This is a genomic window from Salinibacterium sp. SWN167, assembly GCF_015864665.1.
Classification (GTDB): Bacteria; Actinomycetota; Actinomycetes; order Actinomycetales; family Microbacteriaceae; genus Rhodoglobus.
In genome coordinates this window covers 101,546-122,448 of sequence record NZ_JADYWU010000003.1, presented here as the reverse complement: position 1 = coordinate 122,448, position 20,903 = coordinate 101,546, and the positions used below count along the sequence as shown (strand labels likewise).

The following is a 20,903-nucleotide window of genomic DNA, read 5'->3' as shown; positions in this document are numbered from 1 at the left end:
GTTAGTGCCAGCAATTAATCTCGGAATGCCGAAAGTCCCTGAAGTCCTCGCTCCCCGTCGCAAGACCCGGCAGATCAAGGTCGGTTCAGTAGGAGTCGGCAGCGAGTCACAAGTGAGCGTCCAGTCCATGACGACGACGCAGACCACCAATATTGACGCGACGCTGCAGCAGATTGCCGAACTCACGGCATCCGGTTGTGACATCGTGCGTGTTGCTGTGCCTCATCAAGACGACGCGGATGTGCTGCACATCATCGCGAAAAAGAGCCAGATTCCGGTTATTGCCGACATCCACTTCCAGCCGCGTTATGTTTTTTCCGCGATTGATGCCGGAGTGGGCGCCGTGCGCGTCAACCCGGGCAACATTCGCAAGTTCGACGACAAGGTTGGCGAGATCGCTAAGGCTGCCAAAGACGCGGGCACAAGCCTGCGCATTGGTATCAACGCCGGTTCGCTCGAGCCAAGTCTGCTGCAGAAGTACGGCAAGGCCACCGCAGAAGCGCTCGTAGAGAGCGCTGTCTGGGAGGCAAGCCTCTTCGAAGAGCACGACTTTCACGACTTCAAGATTTCGGTCAAGCACAACGACCCCATTGTCATGGTCAAGGCGTACCGCATGCTCGCAGAGCGCGGCGACTGGCCGCTGCACCTCGGTGTGACCGAGGCCGGGCCGGAGTTTCAGGGCACGATCAAGAGCGCAACGGCGTTCGGCATCCTGCTATCGGAGGGCATCGGAGACACGATTCGTGTCTCGCTGTCGGCTCCTCCCGTGCAAGAGATTAAGGTTGGCCTGCAAATTCTGCAGTCGCTCAACCTGCGTGAGCGCAAGCTTGAAATCGTCTCGTGTCCCTCGTGTGGTCGCGCGCAGGTCGATGTCTACAAGCTCGCCAACGATGTCACCGAGGGCCTCGAAGGAATGACGGTTCCGCTGCGCGTCGCTGTCATGGGCTGTGTCGTCAACGGACCGGGTGAAGCTCGCGAAGCTGACCTCGGTGTTGCCAGCGGTAATGGCAAGGGCCAGATCTTTGTGAAGGGTGAAGTCATCAAGACTGTTCCCGAAGCAGACATCGTGGCGACCTTGATCGAAGAGGCCAACCGCATCGCAGCAGAGATGCCGGCCGGTGCCACGGGAAGTCCGCAAGTTCTCACCCCGTAGGCGCACTACCATTGAGGCGTGTCTACACGTCTCTCTCAACTCTTTGTCCGCACGCTTCGCGAAGATCCCGTCGATGCTGAAGTAGCCAGCCACCGCCTTTTGGTGCGCGCCGGCTACATCCGTCGGCAGGCTCCCGGTGTTTTTGCGTGGTTGCCGCTCGGGCTCAAGGTTCGCCGCAAGATTGAAGCGGTCATCCGTGAAGAACTCGAGTCGTTTGGCGCCCAAGAGGTGCTGTTCCCGGCTCTGCTGCCGCGCGAACCCTACGAGCTCACGGGCCGCTGGACTGAGTACGGTGACGGCATCTTCCGTCTCAAGGACCGCAAAGACGCCGATTATTTGTTGGCGCCCACGCACGAAGAGGTCTTCACGTTGCTCGTGAAAGACCTGTACTCGAGCTACAAAGACTTGCCGCTGTCGCTGTACCAAATCCAGGACAAGTACCGCGATGAAGCCCGCCCCCGTGCCGGTCTGCTGCGTGGTCGCGAGTTCTCGATGAAAGACAGCTACTCCTTCGACTACACGGATGCCGGCCTCGATGTTTCGTACCAGCAGCACCGTGACGCCTATGAGCGCATCTTCAACCGCCTCGGTCTCGAATATGTGATTGTCAGCGCGGATGCCGGCGCGATGGGTGGCTCGAAGAGCGAAGAGTTCTTGCACCCGACTCCCGTGGGCGAAGACACGTTCGTGCGCTCGGCTGGTGGCTACGCCGCCAACGTTGAGGCGTACCGCACCACCGTTCCCGAGGCATTGCCGATTGATGGCCTGCCCGCTCCGCTGGTCTTCGATTCGCCGAACACTCCCACGATCGACACTCTTGTTGCTCTCGCTAACGAAGAGCAGCCCCGCGATGATCGTCCCTGGACCGCCGCAGACACGCTCAAGAACATCGTTCTCGCGCTGACGTCAATTGACGGAACGCGCGAACTCGTTGTCGTCGGTTTGCCTGGCGACCGCGATGTTGACATGAAGCGCGCCGAGGTTGCCTTCGCGCCGGCTCAGGTTGAGCCCGCCACGGAGAAAGACTTCGCCGAGCTGGCCAAGCTCGAGGGAAACCCCGGCTTTGTTAAGGGCTACATCGGTCCATGGTCGCCCGAGGGCGCTGTCATCGGCGAGAAGTCGACGACGGGCGTGCGCTTCGTACTCGACCCCCGCGTCGTTGATGGCACGCAGTGGATCACGGGCGCCAACCTCCACGAAAAGCACGTCCTAGGTCTCGTTGCCGGTCGTGACTTCATCTCTGACGGCACCGTTGAGGTGTCGGATGTCCGCGCCGGCGACCCTGCCCCCGATGGCAGCGGTCCCATCGAAACCGCTCGCGGCATGGAGATCGGTCACGTCTTCCAGCTCGGCCGCAAGTATGCTGAGGTGCTTGGGCTGAAGGTTCTCGATGAGAACGGCAAGCTTGTCACCGTCACGATGGGGTCCTACGGAATCGGCGTCACCCGTTTGATGGCGGCCATCGCTGAGACCACGAACGACGGCAAGGGCCTGTTGTGGCCCAAGCAGATCAGCCCCTACGACGTGCACATCGTTGCGGCGGGCAAGGACGCCGTTGTCTACGAGACCGCCGAAGGCCTCGTGAGCTCGCTTGAGCAGTCGGGTCTCGACGTGCTCTTCGATGATCGCCCGAAGGTTTCGCCCGGCGTGAAGTTCGGCGATGCTGAGCTCCTCGGCGTGCCCATGATTGTGATTGTCGGTCGCGATGCCGCCAACGGAATGGTCGAAGTCTGGGATCGCGCGACGAACGAGCGCACGAGTACCCCTGTGGCCGATGTCGTCGCTGCACTCTCGAAATAAGCCAGCTAAACTAGCAAGTTCGGAGCCGCAGACGGTTTCGAGTCACAACCCCTAAATGAATATCGGAGGTCCTCAATGGATATCGACTTGAGCGTGCTGCGCATGATGGAGCGCGAGCGAGAGATACCGTTCGAAGAACTGGTGCAGATTATTGAGCAGGCGATTCTGAGCGCCTATCTCAAGCACGTTGAGGCTCCCGAAGGTAAGGCTGCAGAAGTGCAGCCGACCGCTCGTGTTGTGCTCGACCGCAAAACTGGACACGTCAGTGTCTGGGTCCCTGAGTACGACGAAGAGGGTGCGGTTATTGGCGAGGCTGAAGACAGCCCCAGTGATTTCGGACGTATTGCAGCGTTCGCGGCAAAACAGGTCATCAACCAGCGCTTGCGCGACATTGGTGACGACAAGGTGCTTGGCGAGTTCAAGGGTCGCGAGGGTGACATTGTTGCCGGCGTGATTCAGCAGGGTCCCAACCCTCGCATGATCCACATCGACCTCGGTTCGGTGGAGGCAATCATGCCTCCCGAAGAGCAGGTTCCCAGCGAGGAATACACGCACGGATCACGCATCCGGGTGTACGTCACGGCAGTAAACAAGGGCGACAAGGGGCCGCAGATTACGGTCAGCCGCACCCACCCGTCGCTCGTTCGTAAGCTCTTCGCGCTTGAGGTTCCTGAGATTGCCAGCGGACTGGTAGAAATCACTTCTGTTGCCCGCGAGGCAGGCCACCGCACCAAGATGGCTGTCCGGGCAACCGAGACCGGCATCAACGCGAAGGGTTCGTGCATTGGCGAGCTTGGCCAGCGTGTTCGAGCAGTAACAGCGGAACTCAATAACGAGAAAATCGACATCGTCGACTACTCCGAGAACCTCGCCACCTTTGTTGCTAATGCGCTCTCGCCCGCCAAGGTATCGAGCTCCTTCGTGATCGATGAGGCCACCAAGGCGGTTCGTGCCCTCGTGCCCGACTACCAGCTGTCATTGGCAATTGGCAAGGAAGGGCAAAACGCCCGACTGGCTGCCAAGCTCACCGGCGCACGCATCGACATCCAGCCCGACTCGATTCTCGACGACTAATAGTCGTTCGTCTGGCTCTCCCCGCAGCACGGTGTGCTGTGGGGGAGGCCGGTAGCGTTCCATCGCGCGTGCGTTTATTCTCGGGCGCGGGGGAGTGCGGGATTGCAGAGTAGGGGTATCATGGAAGCAGTAAGAACGTGTATTGGCTGTCGCGCGAGCGCCAGCAGATCCTCGTTACTGAGGGTTATCGCATCTCACGGTGCGGTTGTGGCCGACCATTCGGCCACACTTCCGGGTCGCGGTGCGTGGCTTCATCCCACAACTACGTGTTTTGAGTCTGCAATCAAACGCAGAGCTTTTGCACGTGCGTTGAAGGTGGAACCACCGCTAGATACCGGAGCACTTCTTTCAGTGTTAGCTGAATATGAGGCGGGACATCAACCGATGTCCCCTAACGAACAGGCTGATTGACCTATGGACAACTAATGAGCGGCTCGAAATGAGTTCCGTCCGTAATTAGTGGTCTGCCCCTGTCTGGGAGCAGACCCAGACAGGAGAAAAGTGGCTGCAAAACCACGCGTACACGAAGTCGCCGCCGAAGCTGGCGTCGATAGCAAGGCTGCTCTAGCGAAGCTCAAAGAAATGGGCGAATTCGTTAAGGGCCCGTCATCGAGCATTGAGCCCCCCGTCGCCCGACGGTTGAAGGCTGCGCTCGAAGCTGACGCAGCGAAAGCACCGGCAGAGCCAGAGAAGCCTAAGGCTGCTCCCAAGGCCGCGCCGAAGGCTGCCGCTAAAGCGACACCGAAGCCCAAAACTCCGATGCCAAGCGCGCCGACCCCAGCACCTGTTGCTGAGGAAGCACCCGCTGCTGCACCGGAGCCCGAGCAGGCTGCTGAACCAGAAGAAGGCGCGGCTCCCGCTCCTCTGACTGTTGCCGAGCGTCAAGCTCAGGCATTGGCTGCTGAAAAGGCATTGGCCGCTGAGAAGGCTTCCGCCGAGTCTGGTGCAAAGCCTGCGGGCGGCGCAGCAGATGCTCCCAACCCTTCCGCTGTTCCTCGTCCGGGTACTCCCCGTCCGGGAAACAACCCCTTCGCCTCGAATCAGGGCATGGGACGACCGGCACCTGCCGGTGGCGCAAGCTCAATTCCTCGTCCTGGCGCTCCGCGTCCGGGCCTGCCTCGTCCCGGCGCTCCGCGTCCGGGTGCACCTCGTCCCGGTTCGCCGCGCCCAGGTTCACCTCGTCCCGGCTCGCCTCGTCCCGGTGGACCCGGCCAGGGTCAGCGCCCAGGTGGCTTCGGTCAGCGTCCAGGCGGTCCTGCTGGAGCAGGCGCCGGCGCACGCCCAGGCGCAGCTGGTGGCGGATTCCGTCCCGGTGGAGCACCAGGAAACAACTTTGGTCCTAACCGTCCGCCAGCTGGTGGACGCGGTCGTGGCCCCGGTGGAGGCACCGCAGGTGCTTTCGGTCGCGGTGGCGGCAAGAGCAAGGCACGCAAGTCCAAGCGGGCGAAGCGGGCAGAGTTCGAACTGAGAGAAGCACCGTCGCTTGGTGGCGTTAGCGTCCCGCGCGGAAACGGCAAGGAAGTCATTCGTCTTCGCCGTGGTGCGTCGATCACCGACTTCGCCGACAAGATCGACACGAGCCCCGGAAACCTCGTCACCGTTCTGTTCCACTTGGGACAAATGGCGACGGCAACCGAGTCTCTCGATGAGGCCACGTTCGACATCCTGGGTGAAGAACTCGGCTTCAAGATCGAAATGGTCTCGCCAGAAGAAGAAGACCGCGAGCTTCTGCTCGGCTTCGACATGGACCTCGATCAAGAACTCGAAGACGAATCAGAAGATGAACTTGTTATTCGTCCTCCTGTTGTTACCGTCATGGGTCACGTCGACCACGGTAAGACCAAGCTTCTTGACGCTATCCGTAACGCCAACGTTGTTGCGGGCGAAGCCGGTGGCATCACGCAGCACATTGGTGCTTACCAGGTCGTCAAAGAGCACGACGGTATCGAACGTCCGATCACCTTCATTGACACCCCGGGCCACGAAGCGTTCACCGCTATGCGTGCTCGTGGTGCTCAGGTCACCGACGTTGCGATCCTCGTGGTTGCAGCAGACGACGGAATCATGCCCCAGACGGTTGAAGCTCTCAACCACGCTCAGGCAGCAAACGTTCCGATCGTTGTCGCGATCAACAAGATCGATAAAGAGGGTGCAAACCCGGCCAAGGTGCGTCAGCAGCTCACCGAATTCGGCCTCGTTGCAGAAGAGTACGGCGGAGACACCATGTTCATGGATGTCTCGGCGCTCAACAAGGTCGGTATCACCGAGCTTCTTGACGCAGTGCTCCTGACAGCGGATGCCGGACTCGACCTGCGCGCAAACCCCAACAAGGACGCTCGTGGTGTCGCGATTGAAGCGAAGCTCGACAAGGGCCGCGGTGCTGTTGCTACCGTGCTCATCCAGTCGGGAACGCTTGAAGTCGGAGACCCCATCGTTGCGGGTACCGCCTACGGTCGCGTTCGTGCCATGTTCGATGAGAACGGCGAATCGGTTACACACGCGGAGCCTTCGCGCCCCGTTGCTGTGCTCGGTCTGACTTCAGTACCCAAGGCCGGCGACGTGTTCTTGGTTACCGACGACGACCGCATGGCCCGCCAGATCGCTGAAAAGCGCGAAGCAGCAGAGCGTAACGCAATGCTCGCTCGCAGCCGCAAGCGCATCAGCCTCGAGGACTTCACGAAGGCCCTCGAAGACGGCAAGGTCGAATCGCTCAACCTCATCATCAAGGGTGACGTATCGGGTGCTGTTGAAGCCCTCGAAGAGTCGCTGCTCAAGATTGATGTTGATGACTCGGTTCAGCTGCGCATCATCCACCGCGGTGTCGGTGCTGTTACCGAAAGCGACATCAACCTCGCCACGGTCGACAACGCCATCATCATTGGATTCAACGTTCGCCCCGATCCGAAGGCACGCGAGCGCGCCGTTCGCGAAGGTGTCGACGTGCGCTTCTACTCGGTCATCTACGCCGCGCTGGAAGACGTGGAGAACTCGCTCAAGGGAATGCTCAAGCCTGAATTTGAAGAAGTTCAGTCGGGTGTTGCTGAGATCCGCGAGATCTTCCGCTCCTCCAAGGTCGGAAACATCGCCGGTGTCATCGTGCGATCGGGAACGATCACGCGAAACGCCAAGGCACGAGTTATCCGCGAAGGTGTCGTCGTTGGCGACAACCTGGCGATCGACTCGCTGCGTCGCTTCAAGGATGACGTCACTGAAGTTCGTACCGACTACGAAGCCGGTATCGGACTTGGTAAGTTCAACGACATCCAAATCGGTGACGAGATCGAGACAATTGAAATGAAGGAAAAGCCGCGGGTCTAGCCTGTTGGCTTATGACGGCAACCTGATCAGGAAGCGGAGCTACGCAAGCTTCCTGGTCAGGTTGCCGTCAACGCCTCGGTACACCCCGAGGCGGAGAATGTTCTAAGGAGTAAAGATGGTTGACGCAGCTCGCGCCGCGAAAATGGCGGACCGCATCAAGGTGATCGTTGCCAAGACGCTTGAGCGTGGCATCAGAGATCCTCGCTTGGGTTTCGTGACCATCACTGACGTTCGGGTAACCGGCGATCTCCAGCACGCTTCAGTTTTCTATACGGTCTACGGCACTGACGAAGAACGCAGCGACAGTGCAGCGGCTCTCAAGTCGGCCACCGGCCTCGTGCGTCGCGAAGTGGGTAAGAATCTCACCGCACGCCTCACGCCATCAATTCAGTTCATTGCAGACGGCATCCCCGAGAACGCGGCTCTCATCGACTCGCTTCTTACGGAAGCCCAACAGCGGGACGCGTCGGTTGACGCTCTCAAGAAGAGCGCGAAGTACGCAGGAGAAGAAGACCCCTACGTGAAGCCTCGCGATCTTGCCGCCGAAGAAGAAGCCGCAGGCTTTGACGACGACGAGGATGACGCGACTCAGGCCTAGCGCTTCCGCCAGGCGGCGAAAGCGCGCCTGACTGACGCCCGCTAGGGCAGAACGTAACCCGAATCCTCAGCTACGGCGAGTCCGTCCTTCAGGAGGCCTGCCAGTGCGCGTTCACGCTGTTCGGCATCCGCCCACACTTGCGTGATTTCGTCTGCGGTGACCGGCACATCGCTGGCCCGAAGCTCGGCAAGGATAAGACCGCGCACTTGGCGGTCTGAGCCCTCAAATTTTTTCTGCACCACCTGCCGCTTACCCTCATAGGCCGGGTAGCCAGCAGCACGCCATGCGCACAGCTCGCGCACCGGGCACTCCTCACACCGCGGTTTCTTGGCGGAACACACGATCGCGCCTAGTTCCATGACGGCCGCGTTGGTGGCGTGAGCTGCAGCCCGGTCGGCGGGCAGAAGCTGCTCCATCGCTGCGAGATCTCTCTTCGTCGACGGCGGGCCCGCTTCGCCCTCGCCGTTGACGGCCCGGGCGATCACCCGCCGCACGTTGGTGTCAACGACCGGGTGATGGTGGCCGTAGGCGAACACAGCGACAGCGCGGGCCGTATAGTCGCCGATCCCGGGCAGCGACAGCAGGGTCGGCACATCCTCGGGAACCACGTTGTGGTGGACCTCAGCGATGACGGTCGCGGCAGCGTGCAGGTTGAGAGCGCGGCGCGGATAGCCGAGCCGTTCCCACGCTCGAACGGCGTCGCCGGGGGCGGAGGCTGCGAGGGCTGCGGGGGATGGCCAGCGTTCGAGCCACTGCGCGAGTCGGGGGATGACGCGAACCACGGGGGTCTGCTGCAGCATGATCTCGCTCACGAGGATTCCCCACGCCCCGAAGTCATCGTGTCGCCACGGCAGGTCGCGGCCGTGTTCGGTAAACCAGTTGCGGATGAGTCGGGCGATTTCGCTGCGATCAGGCGTCGCGGTTTCGGTGGTCACGGAAGTCTGTGGTTTCGTCGAAGTCGTCGGGCGCAGGGTCGGGGCGTAATCGGCGCTGGCTATCGAGCGGGGCGAGTGCTGGTGTCGAGCGCGGCGTATCGTGCAGCGACATCGTCGATACTCAAGAAGTTGCCGGTCTTTTCGACGGAGTGCACGAGCTCAACCATGAGCGCGTTGATCGGAGCGGCGCGGTTGATCTCGGCGGCGGCGCGCACGACGGCACCGTTGAGGGCATCCACTTCGCTGATCTGGCCGCGACGAATGCTCTGCAACGTAGAGCCGGGATTGGGCGTGCGCCCCATCCGTTGGCTCATGAGTAGGGGAATGATCTGACCGACCCACAGCGGTGACCGTGCGAGGTCGCGCAGGCGTCGGTGGGAGAGCCCTTGAAGGGTTTCGAAGCGGATGCCGCTGGCGAGGGCGGTGCGTGCCGTCTCACGCATACTTGCGGTCATTATCCGGCGCAGCGCCCGATCTTCGATGACGTCTTGCACGCTGAGGCCCGTGATCGCCGGCAACGCGTTGACCTGATTGATGACGAGCTTCGTCCATTGGGCACCCTGGAAGTTGGCCACAGCGAAGGTCGGCATCACGGTATTGAGCGCGTGAGCGGCGTACCGTGCCGGCACATCGTTGTTCCCGGCGACTCCGAGGTAGCTGGGGCCGGCGGCGGTGACACGAATGATGCCGGGCGAGAGGAATGATGAAGCGAAGGTTGCAAGCCCGCCGATGATGTCTGATCGCGGGGAAGCGTGGGTGGCGACATCGAGTGAGTCGAGACCGTTCTGGAAGATGACGACCGGAAGGTCGCGCAAGAAGCGGATGTTGTCGCGAATCGCCTCTTCAGCATCGTGCGCTTTTGTGGCAACGATCACGAGTTCGTTGACGCGGCTGAGGGTGCCAGCAACGCGTACGCGGGAAACACTGTCACCCCAGGCGCCGGTGAGGGTGAGTCCCGATTCGCGGATGGCCTGAAGGTGGGCTCCGCGGGCTGTCACTTCAACATCGTTGCCGGCGCGCGCGAGTAACGCTGCTATTGCACCGCCCACGGCACCCGCCCCAATAACGCCGATTCGCATAGGGGAAGTCTAGGCGTACTACGTGAACATTTATCCTGACCGAACTCAATGGAGCGCCGCACGTCGACGGCGCCAGAATTGGCTAAAGTTGTGGGGCTGCCCATCTAGGGCACCCGTGCGGAAAGGAATGTTATGGCTAAGCCGCCACGCAATCCTACGAGCGGCATCCTGTTCGTCGATAAGCCTCAAGGCATCACGAGCCATGGCGTCATTTCTCGGGCCCGCAAATCAGTGGGCACCCGCAAGATCGGTCACGCGGGCACGCTCGATCCGATGGCCACCGGGCTTCTCGTGCTCGGCGTCAATAACGCGACTCGACTGCTCACCTATCTCGTGGGCCTTGACAAGCAATACACGGCCACAATTCGTTTGGGGGCGTCGTCGAATACCGACGATGCTGAGGGAGAGCTTTCTGAGACCGCGGATGCCGCGGCTCTCGCTGCCGTAACCGACGATGCCATCGCGCACGCCGTGGCTAACCTCACCGGCGCTATTTCGCAGCGCCCCAGTTCTGTGAGCGCCATCAAGGTGGATGGTCGCCGTGCGTACACGTTGGCTCGCGCGGGAGAAGAGGTCGTGCTGGCTGAGCGAGCGGTCACAGTTTCTGTTTTCGAAGTGCTGGAGATCGCTCGCGGAGAGTTCATTGATGTGAAGGTTCGAGTGGATTGTTCCTCGGGCACCTATATCCGTGCCCTTGCTCGTGACATGGGGGAGGCGCTGGGCGTTGGTGGTCACCTCACGGTGCTGCGTCGCACTCGGGTCGGGCCGTTCTCTGTCGAGCACGCGAGTGCTGTCGATGAGGATCTCGAAACGAAGCTCGTGGCACCGGCCGTGGTCGCTCGTGTGCTTTTCGACACTGTCGATCTCGATGACGAGCAGGCGGCAGATCTGGCGCAGGGCAAGCAGATCGCTCTGGAGCCTCAGGGCGAGGGTGCGATCGCCGCTATCAACGCGGAAGGCCGCCTGGTTGGTCTCTTGGAGATCGTTGACGGCCGCGCCCGCATCCTCTCCAATTTTCGGCCGGATGCCGAGCCAGCTGCGCCCGAGAAGCTGCCGACGGCCGACGGCGAGTTAGCCCCTGAGGAAGGAACCCCGAGCAATGGTTGAGTGGTTTGTGTGGGTTCAGATCGTCACCGCGATCGTTGCCGGGCTTGGCGCCCTGATCGTTGGCTTTGCGGGAGTGAAGCCCAATGACTACACGCTTGGCGCGACGCTACTAGTCGAGCTTTTTCTCATCATCCAGCTCGTGATGGCGATCATCGCGCCGCTGCTCGGTAACGTCGCGACAGGCAGTGCACTGGAGTTCTGGATTTACCTCGTGTCGGCCATCCTGATTCCTCCCGCCGCTGTCATGTGGGGGCTTATCGAGCGCAACCGCTGGAGCACGGTCATCTTGGGCGTGGCCTGTTTGTCGATCGCCGTCATGGTCTACCGCATGAGCCAAATCTGGTTTGTGCAATTGGCGTAGCCGAGAGCGCCTAAAGTTGAACGTGATGACTAGGAAAGCTTCTTCGACTGCCTCGGGCATCGGCCGAGTGCTGATTGCCGTCTATGCGGTGATGGCGCTGGGCGCCACCGCGCGGTCGCTGTTTCAGATCGCCACCAAGTTCGATGAAGCGCCTCTGGCATATCTGTTGTCGGGGCTAGCGGGGCTCGTCTACATTGTCGCCACTGTTGCCCTCATTCGCTCGGGTCGGGGCTGGTTCCGCGTCGCTGTGATCGCGATTGTTTTTGAACTTGTCGGAGTAATCACTGTCGGAACCCTCAGTCAGGTAGATTCCGTGCTGTTCCCTGCAGATACTGTCTGGTCCGCTTTCGGCGCCGGCTATCTCTTCGTGCCTCTCGCTCTTCCGGTGCTTGGCCTGATCTGGCTGTATCGGGTGCGTCGTGCTGAGGGGAGACGCTGACATGGATGTTTTCGAGTCAATTGATGCTGTCCCCGTGACCTACGGTCCCGTTGCCGTCACTATCGGCAAGTTCGATGGCGTGCACAGCGGACACCGTGCGGTGCTGGCTCGCTTGCGGGAGGTTGCCGCTGAACGCGGTTTGCGCTCTGTCGTTGTCACTTTTGACCGCAATCCGATGAGCCTGTTGAACCCTGCAGCGTGCCCACAACCTTTGCTGAGCAAGGAACAGAAGCTGGAACGACTGGCCACGACCGACGTCGACGCCGCTCTTGTCTTGACCTTTGACCGTGCCCTCAGCGAAGTCTCCGCTGATGACTTTGTCGCGACGGTACTCGCGGGGGCGCTCGACACCAAAGTTGTTCTCGTCGGGGCTGATTTCCGCTTTGGCGCTCGCGGCGCCGGCGATGTCGCTTTGCTGCGCACTCTTGGCGAGCAACACGGTTTTGATGTCGTTGTCATCGACGACATTGCTTTGGAAGAAGGCCGTCGCGTCTCCTCCACCTTTGTGCGCGAGCTTCTCGCTGAGGGCCGAGTGGCTGAGGCGGGGCAATTGCTCACGGCCCCGCACTCGGTTCGGGGCGTGGTGGTACTCGGCCAACAGCGTGGGCGAGAGCTCGGGTATCCGACCGCCAATTTGGAACGAAACTCTGAAGGCTTTATTCCGGCAGATGGCGTCTACGCGGCGTGGCTCGTCATAGACGGTGTTCGCTTTGCGGCAGCGGTGTCCATCGGCAACAACCCGACTTTTGACGGGGTGCCAGAGAAGCAGGTCGAAGCACACGCTCTCGACCAAGATTTCGATATTTACGGCAAGCGAGTCGAAATCGAATTCGTCGAATACGTCCGTGGCATGGTCAAGTACACGACGGTCGATGCTCTGATCGAGCAAATGTGCCTTGACGAGGTTGCCGTGAGAGAAATCTTGGGCGTCCCCGCAAAAGAGACGCCCAAGAAATAGTTCTTAAGAGTTAGCCCTTGATGAGCTTGTCGAGGGGAACCTTGACGCCGTTCTTGAGGTTCTCCACCACGTCATCGGGCACGTTGCCGACGATGGGCAGGTTGAGGTCCTTGGCCCAGTTCGCGACGGTCTCAAGGATCGTGTCGGTGTCGAGACCCTTGAGGGTCGGCTGGATGCCTTCCCAGATGGGCTCAAGAGCGTCAGTGTCGAGACCCTTGCCTTTGACGAGATCGCCGACGACGTCACCAATGTCCCCGAGGTCGAATCCGCTGTTACCCATATTTGTCTCCCTGAGATGCCAGCCGACACGAGTTGTCGGCGATACCACTATCGTACGGGTAGACGATTTCGGGACGTAGACTCGTGCGAATGATTACACCCACGCGCACCCTGTGGAGGGGCCGCATTCTTGCCCTTGCTGGCATCCTGTTTGTCGCTCTCAATGTGCGCACTGCAGTGGCGGCCATTTCGCCGATTATTGGCGTGATCGAAAACGACATCCCGATCTCGAGCCTCGGCCTTGGAGTGCTCGGGATGCTGCCGCCGATTGCTTTCGCCATCGCCGGGATCGCCGCGCCGGCGCTCGCTCGCGCCCGCGGTCTCGACGCTGGATTGCTCATCGCGGCGGCGGCCATGGTTGTGGGGTCCAGCCTGCGTGCGGTCAGTGATGACTACGTCGTCTTGGCCATTGGTAGTTTTGTCGCTCTGGCGGGAATGGGCATCGGCAACGTTCTGCTGCCTCCCGCCGTCAAAAAGTATTTCCCGGATCGCCTAGCGACGGTGACGGGTGGCTACGTCGTGCTCATCTCGTTGGGCGCAGCTATCCCAGCATTCTTCGCGGCACCGATCGCGGATGTTGCCGGCTGGCGAGTCTCTGTTGCGGTCTGGGCGGCGCTCGCACTCACAGCGTTCGTGCCGTGGCTTATTTTGACGACGCGCGGACGGCAGGCCAAACGTCGTGCGGTGAGCGATGAGAGCGTGCTGCCGCTGACGCCCCATATTTCGGTGTGGGCCGTCGCTAAATCGCGGACGGCGTGGGCGATCACGATTGCGTTCGGTGTTTCCTCGGTTTCGTTCTATTCATTCTTTGCCTGGCTCCCGGAGATTCTTATCGAGTCTGCCGAGTTCACTCCGGTTGAGGCCGGGGCGATGCTGTCCCTCTTCGGACTCATCGGAATTCCGCTGGGTATCCTGAGCCCGATTCTTGCCAGCCGCGTGCAGAATATTGGTTTTGTCATCGCCGGGGGAGTCCTCGTGGGCGTCATCGGTTTTATCGGCCTGGCGTTTGCACCGACGGTCGCGACCTGGTTGTGGGTGGTGCTCGTCGGGATCAGTTCGATCCTGTTCCCGCTGTGCCTCGTGTTGATCAATCTGCGCACGAGATCCCACGAAGGCTCAGCAGCCCTCAGCGGGTTTGTGCAGAGCGTCGCCTACTCGGTCGCGGCGCTTGGCCCGTTTGCGGTCGCCCTCGTGCGTGAGCTCAGCGGTGGCTGGGTGTGGCCGCTTATGTTCTTGCTGGGAGCTAGCCTGCTCGCGCTCATCAGCGCGGTTATGCTCGCCCGCCCTCGCTTTGTCGAAGACGAGATCGATTTTCCGGTAGCCGCTCTCGACGATTAGCGGTGCGCCTAGCCGCGTTCAGGATGCCAGCCGCAGCACGACATCCTGAACTGTGCGTCTAATGGCCGAGTGCTGAGGTGCTCAGGCGCTCGGGGTGGTGCACGAGGGAAGCCGCGCCAATCAGCGGGCCATCGCTGGAGAGCCCGGAAGCGACGACGCGCACCTTGGTGATGAACGGAAACGGTGCGCGGTCGGTGATGGCGTCGGAAACCAGATCGATGTAGTCGGCGGCGACGTGGGAGAAACCGCCACCGATTGCGACGAGTTCGAGATCAACGAGCGCCGTGGCTGAGGCGATTCCGTGGCCAACGGCACGCGCAGAGCGGCGAACCGCAGCGATCGCAATGTCGTTTCCGGCCGCATAGTCGGCAGACAGCTCTTCGCCGGTGGTACCGGTCCAGCCCTGCGATTGTGCCCACTCCACGGTTTTGGGGCCAGCGGCGACTGCTTCAACGCAGCCTGTTCCGCCACAACCGCAGATAACAGTTTCTCCTCCAACTTCGACGTGACCAAAGTGGCCGCCGTTGCCCGTGGGGCCGTCGATGAGCTGATTATCGAGGATGAGCCCGCCGCCGACGCCGGTGGAGACGACCATGCCCATGAAGTATTTCACTCCCTGGGCAGCGCCAATCCAGTGCTCAGCCAGTGCGATGCAGTTTCCATCGCCGCGCAGAGACACTGTGAGTCCTGGCAATTCTTCTTCGACCAAGGCTCGGACTCCAAAGTCGCGCCACGCGGGCAAGTTCAAGGGGGAGACTTCGCCGCGCGACACCGAGATGGGGCCAGCGCTGCCGATGCCAGCACCGAGTAGTTCCGCACCATCCGGAAGCTCGGCGATCGACTGGCGCACGACGGTGCGCACGCTCTCAGCGAGTTGGGCGCTCGACGATGCACGACCCGTGGGGGCGCGGAAGCGACTCGGGGTGAGAACAACGCCGTCGGGGTCAACGAGGGCGGCCTCAACTTTGGTTCCGCCAATATCAATGGCAAGGGCATAGCGATTTGATGTGGTGGTGGTCACGGCATCCACCTTATGGGGTTCGAGGGGTGGTCATTGTGCACCTGTGGACGTTCGTGTGGTGTTCAGCTTCAGGGTGTTTGCTGCTCGTGTGCGCACTCACGACCCCAACCAGCTGCTCATCTGAGCAAGCATCCCCGCATATGTTGCACGTGGGTGTCCGTGACTCTATCGTTGAAGCAGGAGGCAGCAGTGGATGAATCAACCGAACTCTTGGCCGTGCGCGTTGCCGAGCTCTATTACGAAGAGAACAAGACGCAAGACGAAGTCGGCGCCCTCCTCGGAATAACCCGGTGGAAAGTGGGCCGTCTGCTTACCCGGGCGCGCGAAGCCGGGATCGTGCGGATCGAAATCGTGCACCCGCGTGCGCGCCGGTTAGATGTCGAACGCCAACTTCGGGATCGCTTCGGGCTGAAAGATGCCGTCGTGGTTCCGCTGCCCACTGAAGACGAAGAAGTGAGCCCTCGTGTGGCGCAGGCCGCCGCCGATTACCTCGCCGCCGTACGCCCCATTCCTCGGACTCTCGGGGTGAGTTGGGGGCGCACCCTCGATGAAGTAGCTCGTGTGCTCGCCGACGGGTGGACCGTCGGGGTGCAGGTGGTTCAAATCAACGGTGGAGTGAGTCTCAACAGCAAGCAAGGTACCGCGGCCCAGACTGCGGTGACCATCGCCCAGAAGGGGCACGGTCAAGCAACGCTGCTGCCGATCCCCGCGATTCTGGAACAGGTCGAAACGAAGCGTGCGATCGAACGTGACCGCACGGTCGCGAGTGTCCGAGCTTTAGGTGCTTCGGCATCCGCTTACCTCTACAGCGCTGGAGTCGCGGGGGCGAGTTCCGTGCACGTCGACAGCGGGTACCTCTCTGAAAGCGACGTCGATGACCTCGTGGCCAAAGGTGCGGTGGGCGATGTGGTCGGCCGCTATATCGATAGCGCCGGCGAGATCGTCGATTCGGCGCTCGACGAGCGCACGGTCGGCATCGGTCTTGATGAACTCCGTGCTGCTGATCACGCAATTTTTGTCGTCGCTGGCGACGCTAAACATGACGTCGCGCGCGCCGTCGTTACGAGTGGGCTGTGTTCCGTCATCGTCACTGATGAGGCCACTGCTCACGCCCTTCTGGAGGAAACTACATGACAATCGAACAGGCCATCGCGCTCGCTCCGGCTGAGCGCGCGGTCAATCTCATCGGATCAGACCTGACCGAGAAATCCCTCAAGCTTCACCTTGAGGGTCTCGCGGGCGTCGACGCCGTCGGTCTCGAGCAGCGTGCCGCCGGATTGGGCACGCGCTCGATCAAGACCACGTCGAAAGCCTGGGCGCTCGACACGATCATCAAGTTGATCGACCTCACCACGCTCGAAGGAGCGGATACTCCCGGCAAGGTGCGCTCGCTCGCGGCCAAGGCCGTGCTGCCTGATGCTTCGGATGCCTCGACCCCGCAGGTCGCAGCCGTGTGCGTTTACGGCGACATGGTTCCCTACGCAGCAGACGCCTTGGGCTCGGCGTGGTCGAACGGCTCAGACAACGGAATCAACGTTGCCGCCGTCGCCACCGCGTTCCCGAGCGGACGTTCGTCGCTGCCGATCAAGATCATGGACACCAAAGAAGCCGTCGCTAATGGAGCAGACGAAATCGACATGGTCATCGACCGTGGCGCCTTCCTCTCCGGCAAGTACGGTGTCGTCTTCGATCAGATCGTTGCCGTCAAAGAGGCGTGCCGCCGCGAAAATGGCACCTACGCCCACCTCAAGGTGATCTTGGAGACCGGCGAGCTCAACACGTACGACAACGTGCGTAAGGCATCGTGGTTGGCAATTCTCGCCGGGGGAGACTTCATCAAAACCTCCACCGGTAAGGTCTCGCCGGCAGCGACCCTGCCCGTGACTCTGCTCATGCTTGAGGTTGTGCGCGACTGGCACCTGCTCACCGGGGAAAAGATCGGTGTTAAGCCTGCCGGCGGCATCCGCAGTTCGAAAGACGCCATCAAGTACCTCGTGACTGTTGCCGAGACCGTGGGCGAGGAATGGCTTCAGCCGCACTTGTTCCGCTTTGGAGCATCCAGTCTTCTTAATGACGTGCTCATGCAGCGTCAGAAGCTCACCTCTGGCCACTACTCCGGCCCCGACTACGTCACGATTGACTAAGGCACCCCATGACTGAGAATGACAAAGCACTGAGCGTGAAGGCACCAAGCTTTCTCGACTACGCGCCAGCCCCCGAATCGACTTCGGTTCTGCACCTGAAGAAGCACTACGGTCTCTTCATTGATGGCGAGTTTGTGGATGGCCGCGGCGACGCGTTCACCACGATCTCTCCGGCAACCGAAAAGGAGATTGCTTCGATCTCCAACGCCAACAACGCCGACGTGGATGCCGCTGTCGCTGCCGCCCGTAAGGCCTACGACCGCACGTGGTCGAAGCTCTCGGGCGCTGACCGGGGCAAGTACCTCTTCCGCATCGCTCGCCTCGTGCAGGAGCGGGCTCGTGAGCTTGCCGTTGCCGAGAGCCTCGACAACGGAAAGCCGATCAAGGAGAGCCGCGACGTTGACGTGCCTCTCGTTGCGGCGTGGTTCTTCTACTACGCCGGCTGGGCCGACAAGCTCGACTACGCCGGTCTCGGCCCGAACCCGCAGTCGCTCGGCGTTGCCGCTCAGGTGATCCCGTGGAACTTCCCGCTGCTCATGCTCGCGTGGAAGATCGCTCCGGCGCTCGCCGCGGGAAACACTGTCGTGATCAAGCCGGCTGAGACCACGCCGTTGAGCGCGATGATCTTCGCCGAAATCCTGCAGCAGGCTGACCTGCCCAAGGGTGTCGTCAATATCGTCACCGGTGCCGGTGACACGGGCCACGCGCTCGTCAATCACCCGGATGTCAACAAGGTCGCCTTCACCGGCTCGACCGGTGTTGGCCGCGCGATCGCCAAGTCGGTCGCGGGTACGGGCAAGAAGGTCACGCTCGAGCTCGGCGGTAAGGCCGCGAACATCGTTTTCGATGACGCCCCGATGGACCAAGCCATCGAAGGAATCGTTAACGGCATCTTCTTCAATCAGGGTCACGTCTGCTGTGCAGGATCGCGACTGCTGGTTCAAGAGAACGTGCACGACGAGGTCGTCGACCGTCTCAAGGCGCGACTCTCCACCTTGCGCATGGGCGACCCGCTCGACAAGAACACCGACATCGGTGCGATCAACTCCAAGGCTCAGCTCGATCGCATCCGCGAACTGAGCGATATTGGTGAAGCTGAAGGATCCGAGCGCTGGACTGCCGAGTGCCCGATCCCCGAGAACGGCTTTTGGTTCGCTCCGACGATCTTCACGAACGTGTCGACCTCGAGCCGCATCGCTCGTGAAGAAGTCTTCGGGCCGGTACTGAGCGTTCTCACGTTCCGCACCCCAGCAGAAGCTATCGCTAAGGCCAACAACACGCCCTACGGCCTGTCTGCGGGCATTTGGAGCGAGAAGGGCTCACGAGTCCTCGCGGTGGCCGACAAGTTGCGTGCTGGCGTGATCTGGGCCAACACGTTCAACCGTTTCGATCCTGCGTCGCCCTTCGGCGGCTACAAGGAGAGTGGCTACGGCCGCGAGGGTGGCCGTCACGGACTGGCCTCCTACCTAGAATCCGCTGGATGGGCCGCGCCCGCCGTCACGAAAGGTGGCAAGAAATGACCCGTCTCACGGTTCCTAAGACCTACAAGCTCTACATTGGTGGCAAGTTTCCGCGCAGCGAAAGCGGCCGCACCTACGAAGTCGCCACTAAAAAGGGTGCCTTCCTCGCGAACGCAGCGCTGGCAAGCCGCAAGGATGCACGGGATGCCGTAGTCGCCGCCCGCGCAGCCTTCAGCGGCTGGTCGGGGGCCACGGGCTACAACCGTGGCCAGGTGCTGTACCGCATCGCCGAGCTGTTGGAGGGTCGTCGCGAGCAGTTCATCGACGAGCTCATGGCTACCGAATCGCTCTCGAAGTCGGCAGCGAGCGCACAGCTCGATACGGCAATCGATGCGTGGGTTTGGTATGCAGGCTGGGCAGACAAGTACGTGCAGGTTGCCGGTAACGGTAACCCCGTTTCTGGTCCGTACTTTAACCTGTCAACGCCTGAGCCGAGTGGCGTTATCGCGATCGTTGCTCCGCAGGACTCGTCGTCGTTGCTCGGCCTCGTGAGCGTCATTGCTCCGGCTCTCGTCAGCGGCAACACAGTTGTCGTGGTCGCTCACCAGAACGCTCCGCTCAGCGCGATCAGCCTCTCTGAGGTTCTCGCGACGAGTGACGTTCCCGGTGGTGTCGTCAATATCCTCACGGGGTCACCAGCGGAGATCGCGCCGTGGCTTGCGAGCCATGCGGATGTCAATGGTCTCGACCTCGCCGGAGCAGAACAGCTCGAGTGGGTTGACCTTCAAATCGCGGCAGCCGACACGCTCAAGCGCGTGCTCGGCCCGGTGGTAGGGGTTCCTGCGCCCTCCGTTGAACGCATCGTTCAGTGGACCGAAACGAAAACGGTCTGGCACACGAAGTCTCTGATTTAGCCGAGAGGTGTGGCGTGGGGGTTGCCCAGCGCGCGTATCTACGGATACTTGCTGAGTAATGATTTTTTCACGCCACACTCCGTCTCGTATTGTCAGCGCCGCCTTTGCCTTCCTGCTGGCGATATTTCTGGTCCCTGTCGCCGCAGCCAGCCCCGCTTCTGCGGCAGAGGCAGACACGATTTACAGTCTCGTGAATGAAGCTCGGTGGGATGACGGTCAGCTTGGCCTCATCCGCAACGCTGAGATGGACGCGGTCGCTTTGGCGTGGGCCAAGAAGATGGCGGCGAACAACACCATGTCGCACAACCCCAACTATTCGGATCAGATCCCGAGTGGCTGGCGTTCGGCTGGCGAAAATGTGGCACAGGGCTACCGCACCGCTCAGGCGATGCATGATGGCTGGATGGCGTCGCAGGGCCACCGCGAGAACATCCTGGGCGCATTCACCGACATCGGTATCGCCTTCTACTCCAGCGGGGGAACAACGTGGGGAGTCCAGGTCTTCGCGACCTACCCCGGCCACACTGGTCCGGATGCGGCTTCCGCAGCGCCCGCACCGGATCCCGATCCTGAGCCTTCTGAGGAGGCAAGCGATTCGGCAACCGCCTCCGCAACGCCGACTCCCACCCCGACCGCCAGCGAGACGGGCGACGCGGGCACGGGAACGAACTCATCCTCGGGGTCGTCCTCCGACGGAGCAATTGGTGAGATTGACGGCGATGCCGCTCCCACGCTCTCGCAAGCCGAGTTGCAGGCCAGCGTCTATGGCGCTCGCCCCGACTACAGCTGGATCTCGTGGACCATCTTCTTCACCCTGCTTGCGGTCGGCGGAGGCTTCTGGTTCGTGGTGTGGCGTCGTCTGAAGTCACGACGGCCTCTAGCGCGTCGCGCCCGTCAATAGAAGCACCTAGGGCGAGTATCTAGG

General features: G+C 61.4%; 20 protein-coding genes. 16 read left to right on the top strand and 4 right to left on the bottom strand.

Features of this window, described 5'->3' with window-relative positions:
* The first annotated feature begins 4 nt into the window (after window positions 1-4).
* The 6 genes from ispG to rbfA all read left to right on the top strand — a co-directional run bounded on the left by ispG (window position 5) and on the right by rbfA (window position 7,943).
* Window positions 5-1,153 (top strand): flavodoxin-dependent (E)-4-hydroxy-3-methylbut-2-enyl-diphosphate synthase, encoded by a 1,149-nt coding sequence (ispG, locus tag I6E60_RS13705; protein WP_197110642.1) that lies wholly within the window; start codon window positions 5-7, stop codon window positions 1,151-1,153.
* Between the two features lie 18 nt (window positions 1,154-1,171).
* Complete coding sequence (locus I6E60_RS13700; protein ID WP_197180908.1) at window positions 1,172-2,953, top strand: proline--tRNA ligase; 1,782 nt, start codon at window positions 1,172-1,174, stop codon at window positions 2,951-2,953.
* A gap of 75 nt (window positions 2,954-3,028) precedes the next feature.
* Window positions 3,029-4,027: a transcription termination factor NusA gene (gene nusA, locus I6E60_RS13695; RefSeq protein ID WP_197158252.1), complete on the top strand. Its 999-nt coding sequence runs from the start codon at window positions 3,029-3,031 to the stop codon at window positions 4,025-4,027.
* Between the two features lie 120 nt (window positions 4,028-4,147).
* Entirely contained in the window at window positions 4,148-4,438 is a 291-nt protein-coding gene (locus tag I6E60_RS13690) for a YlxR family protein (protein ID WP_197108869.1), read from the top strand.
* Between the two features lie 90 nt (window positions 4,439-4,528).
* Window positions 4,529-7,345 carry a translation initiation factor IF-2 gene (infB, locus tag I6E60_RS13685; RefSeq protein WP_197126658.1) on the top strand — a complete coding sequence of 939 codons (2,817 nt, stop codon included), beginning with the start codon at window positions 4,529-4,531 and terminating at the stop codon, window positions 7,343-7,345.
* 115 nt (window positions 7,346-7,460) lie between these two features.
* Window positions 7,461-7,943 (top strand): 30S ribosome-binding factor RbfA, encoded by a 483-nt coding sequence (gene rbfA / locus I6E60_RS13680; protein WP_197126659.1) that lies wholly within the window; start codon window positions 7,461-7,463, stop codon window positions 7,941-7,943.
* 41 nt (window positions 7,944-7,984) lie between these two features.
* Here rbfA and I6E60_RS13675 read toward each other — a convergent pair whose 3' ends face one another.
* Both I6E60_RS13675 and I6E60_RS13670 read right to left on the bottom strand, forming a co-directional pair.
* Complete coding sequence (locus tag I6E60_RS13675; protein ID WP_197180906.1) at window positions 7,985-8,878, bottom strand: A/G-specific adenine glycosylase; 894 nt, start codon at window positions 8,876-8,878, stop codon at window positions 7,985-7,987.
* Window positions 8,879-8,937: 59 nt separating this feature from the next.
* Complete coding sequence (locus I6E60_RS13670; protein ID WP_197180904.1) at window positions 8,938-9,957, bottom strand: ketopantoate reductase family protein; 1,020 nt, start codon at window positions 9,955-9,957, stop codon at window positions 8,938-8,940.
* 132 nt (window positions 9,958-10,089) lie between these two features.
* Here I6E60_RS13670 and truB point away from each other — a divergent pair, with 132 nt between their 5' ends.
* From truB to I6E60_RS13650, 4 genes are read left to right on the top strand one after another with little or no spacing between them, the layout of a single operon-like run.
* Entirely contained in the window at window positions 10,090-11,064 is a 975-nt protein-coding gene (truB, locus tag I6E60_RS13665; protein ID WP_197180902.1) for a tRNA pseudouridine(55) synthase TruB, read from the top strand.
* Complete coding sequence (locus I6E60_RS13660; protein ID WP_197126663.1) at window positions 11,057-11,425, top strand: hypothetical protein; 369 nt, start codon at window positions 11,057-11,059, stop codon at window positions 11,423-11,425. Before truB ends, I6E60_RS13660 begins: the two co-directional genes overlap by 8 nt.
* A 25-nt stretch (window positions 11,426-11,450) precedes the next feature.
* The gene (locus I6E60_RS13655; protein WP_197126664.1) at window positions 11,451-11,864 is read left to right on the top strand and encodes a hypothetical protein; all 414 of its coding nucleotides are present in this window, start codon (window positions 11,451-11,453) and stop codon (window positions 11,862-11,864) included.
* A 1-nt stretch (window position 11,865) separates the two neighbouring features.
* On the top strand, window positions 11,866-12,822 hold the full coding sequence (locus I6E60_RS13650) for a bifunctional riboflavin kinase/FAD synthetase (protein ID WP_197126665.1): 957 nt from the start codon (window positions 11,866-11,868) through the stop codon (window positions 12,820-12,822).
* Window positions 12,823-12,832: 10 nt separating this feature from the next.
* On the opposite strand, the gene I6E60_RS13645 is transcribed toward I6E60_RS13650, so the two are convergent.
* A complete protein-coding gene (locus tag I6E60_RS13645; RefSeq protein WP_197126666.1) occupies window positions 12,833-13,102 on the bottom strand; it encodes a hypothetical protein in 270 nt (89 codons plus the stop codon).
* Between the two features lie 89 nt (window positions 13,103-13,191).
* Between I6E60_RS13645 and I6E60_RS13640 the strand changes: the two genes are divergently transcribed.
* Window positions 13,192-14,439: a CynX/NimT family MFS transporter gene (locus tag I6E60_RS13640; protein ID WP_197180900.1), complete on the top strand. Its 1,248-nt coding sequence runs from the start codon at window positions 13,192-13,194 to the stop codon at window positions 14,437-14,439.
* A gap of 58 nt (window positions 14,440-14,497) precedes the next feature.
* On the opposite strand, the gene I6E60_RS13635 is transcribed toward I6E60_RS13640, so the two are convergent.
* On the bottom strand, window positions 14,498-15,460 hold the full coding sequence (locus I6E60_RS13635; RefSeq protein ID WP_197180898.1) for an ROK family protein: 963 nt from the start codon (window positions 15,458-15,460) through the stop codon (window positions 14,498-14,500).
* Between the two features lie 189 nt (window positions 15,461-15,649).
* Here I6E60_RS13635 and I6E60_RS13630 point away from each other — a divergent pair, with 189 nt between their 5' ends.
* The 5 genes from I6E60_RS13630 to I6E60_RS13610 are packed head-to-tail and all read left to right on the top strand — an operon-like array spanning window position 15,650 to window position 20,879.
* The gene (locus tag I6E60_RS13630) at window positions 15,650-16,594 is read left to right on the top strand and encodes a sugar-binding transcriptional regulator (protein ID WP_197180896.1); all 945 of its coding nucleotides are present in this window, start codon (window positions 15,650-15,652) and stop codon (window positions 16,592-16,594) included.
* Window positions 16,591-17,604: a deoxyribose-phosphate aldolase gene (gene deoC / locus I6E60_RS13625; protein WP_197180894.1), complete on the top strand. Its 1,014-nt coding sequence runs from the start codon at window positions 16,591-16,593 to the stop codon at window positions 17,602-17,604. Before I6E60_RS13630 ends, deoC begins: the two co-directional genes overlap by 4 nt.
* 8 nt (window positions 17,605-17,612) lie before the next feature.
* Complete coding sequence (locus I6E60_RS13620) at window positions 17,613-19,124, top strand: aldehyde dehydrogenase family protein (protein ID WP_197180892.1); 1,512 nt, start codon at window positions 17,613-17,615, stop codon at window positions 19,122-19,124.
* A complete protein-coding gene (locus I6E60_RS13615) occupies window positions 19,121-19,978 on the top strand; it encodes an aldehyde dehydrogenase family protein (protein ID WP_197180890.1) in 858 nt (285 codons plus the stop codon). Before I6E60_RS13620 ends, I6E60_RS13615 begins: the two co-directional genes overlap by 4 nt.
* A 58-nt stretch (window positions 19,979-20,036) precedes the next feature.
* Window positions 20,037-20,879 (top strand): CAP domain-containing protein, encoded by an 843-nt coding sequence (locus I6E60_RS13610; RefSeq protein WP_197180888.1) that lies wholly within the window; start codon window positions 20,037-20,039, stop codon window positions 20,877-20,879.
* Window positions 20,880-20,903 lie beyond the last annotated feature (24 nt).

Coding starts and splice junctions, on each gene's coding strand:
- I6E60_RS13660 (WP_197126663.1), top strand. CDS start 11,057: ATGGTTGAGTGGTTTGTGTGGGTTCAGATCGTCACCGCGATCGTTGCC.
- I6E60_RS13610 (WP_197180888.1), top strand. CDS start 20,037: ATGATTTTTTCACGCCACACTCCGTCTCGTATTGTCAGCGCCGCCTTT.
- truB (WP_197180902.1), top strand. CDS start 10,090: ATGGCTAAGCCGCCACGCAATCCTACGAGCGGCATCCTGTTCGTCGAT.
- I6E60_RS13645 (WP_197126666.1), bottom strand. CDS start 13,102: ATGGGTAACAGCGGATTCGACCTCGGGGACATTGGTGACGTCGTCGGC.
- I6E60_RS13670 (WP_197180904.1), bottom strand. CDS start 9,957: ATGCGAATCGGCGTTATTGGGGCGGGTGCCGTGGGCGGTGCAATAGCA.
- deoC (WP_197180894.1), top strand. CDS start 16,591: ATGACAATCGAACAGGCCATCGCGCTCGCTCCGGCTGAGCGCGCGGTC.
- rbfA (WP_197126659.1), top strand. CDS start 7,461: ATGGTTGACGCAGCTCGCGCCGCGAAAATGGCGGACCGCATCAAGGTG.
- I6E60_RS13615 (WP_197180890.1), top strand. CDS start 19,121: ATGACCCGTCTCACGGTTCCTAAGACCTACAAGCTCTACATTGGTGGC.
- I6E60_RS13690 (WP_197108869.1), top strand. CDS start 4,148: ATGGAAGCAGTAAGAACGTGTATTGGCTGTCGCGCGAGCGCCAGCAGA.
- I6E60_RS13620 (WP_197180892.1), top strand. CDS start 17,613: ATGACTGAGAATGACAAAGCACTGAGCGTGAAGGCACCAAGCTTTCTC.
- nusA (WP_197158252.1), top strand. CDS start 3,029: ATGGATATCGACTTGAGCGTGCTGCGCATGATGGAGCGCGAGCGAGAG.
- I6E60_RS13650 (WP_197126665.1), top strand. CDS start 11,866: ATGGATGTTTTCGAGTCAATTGATGCTGTCCCCGTGACCTACGGTCCC.
- I6E60_RS13640 (WP_197180900.1), top strand. CDS start 13,192: ATGATTACACCCACGCGCACCCTGTGGAGGGGCCGCATTCTTGCCCTT.
- I6E60_RS13655 (WP_197126664.1), top strand. CDS start 11,451: ATGACTAGGAAAGCTTCTTCGACTGCCTCGGGCATCGGCCGAGTGCTG.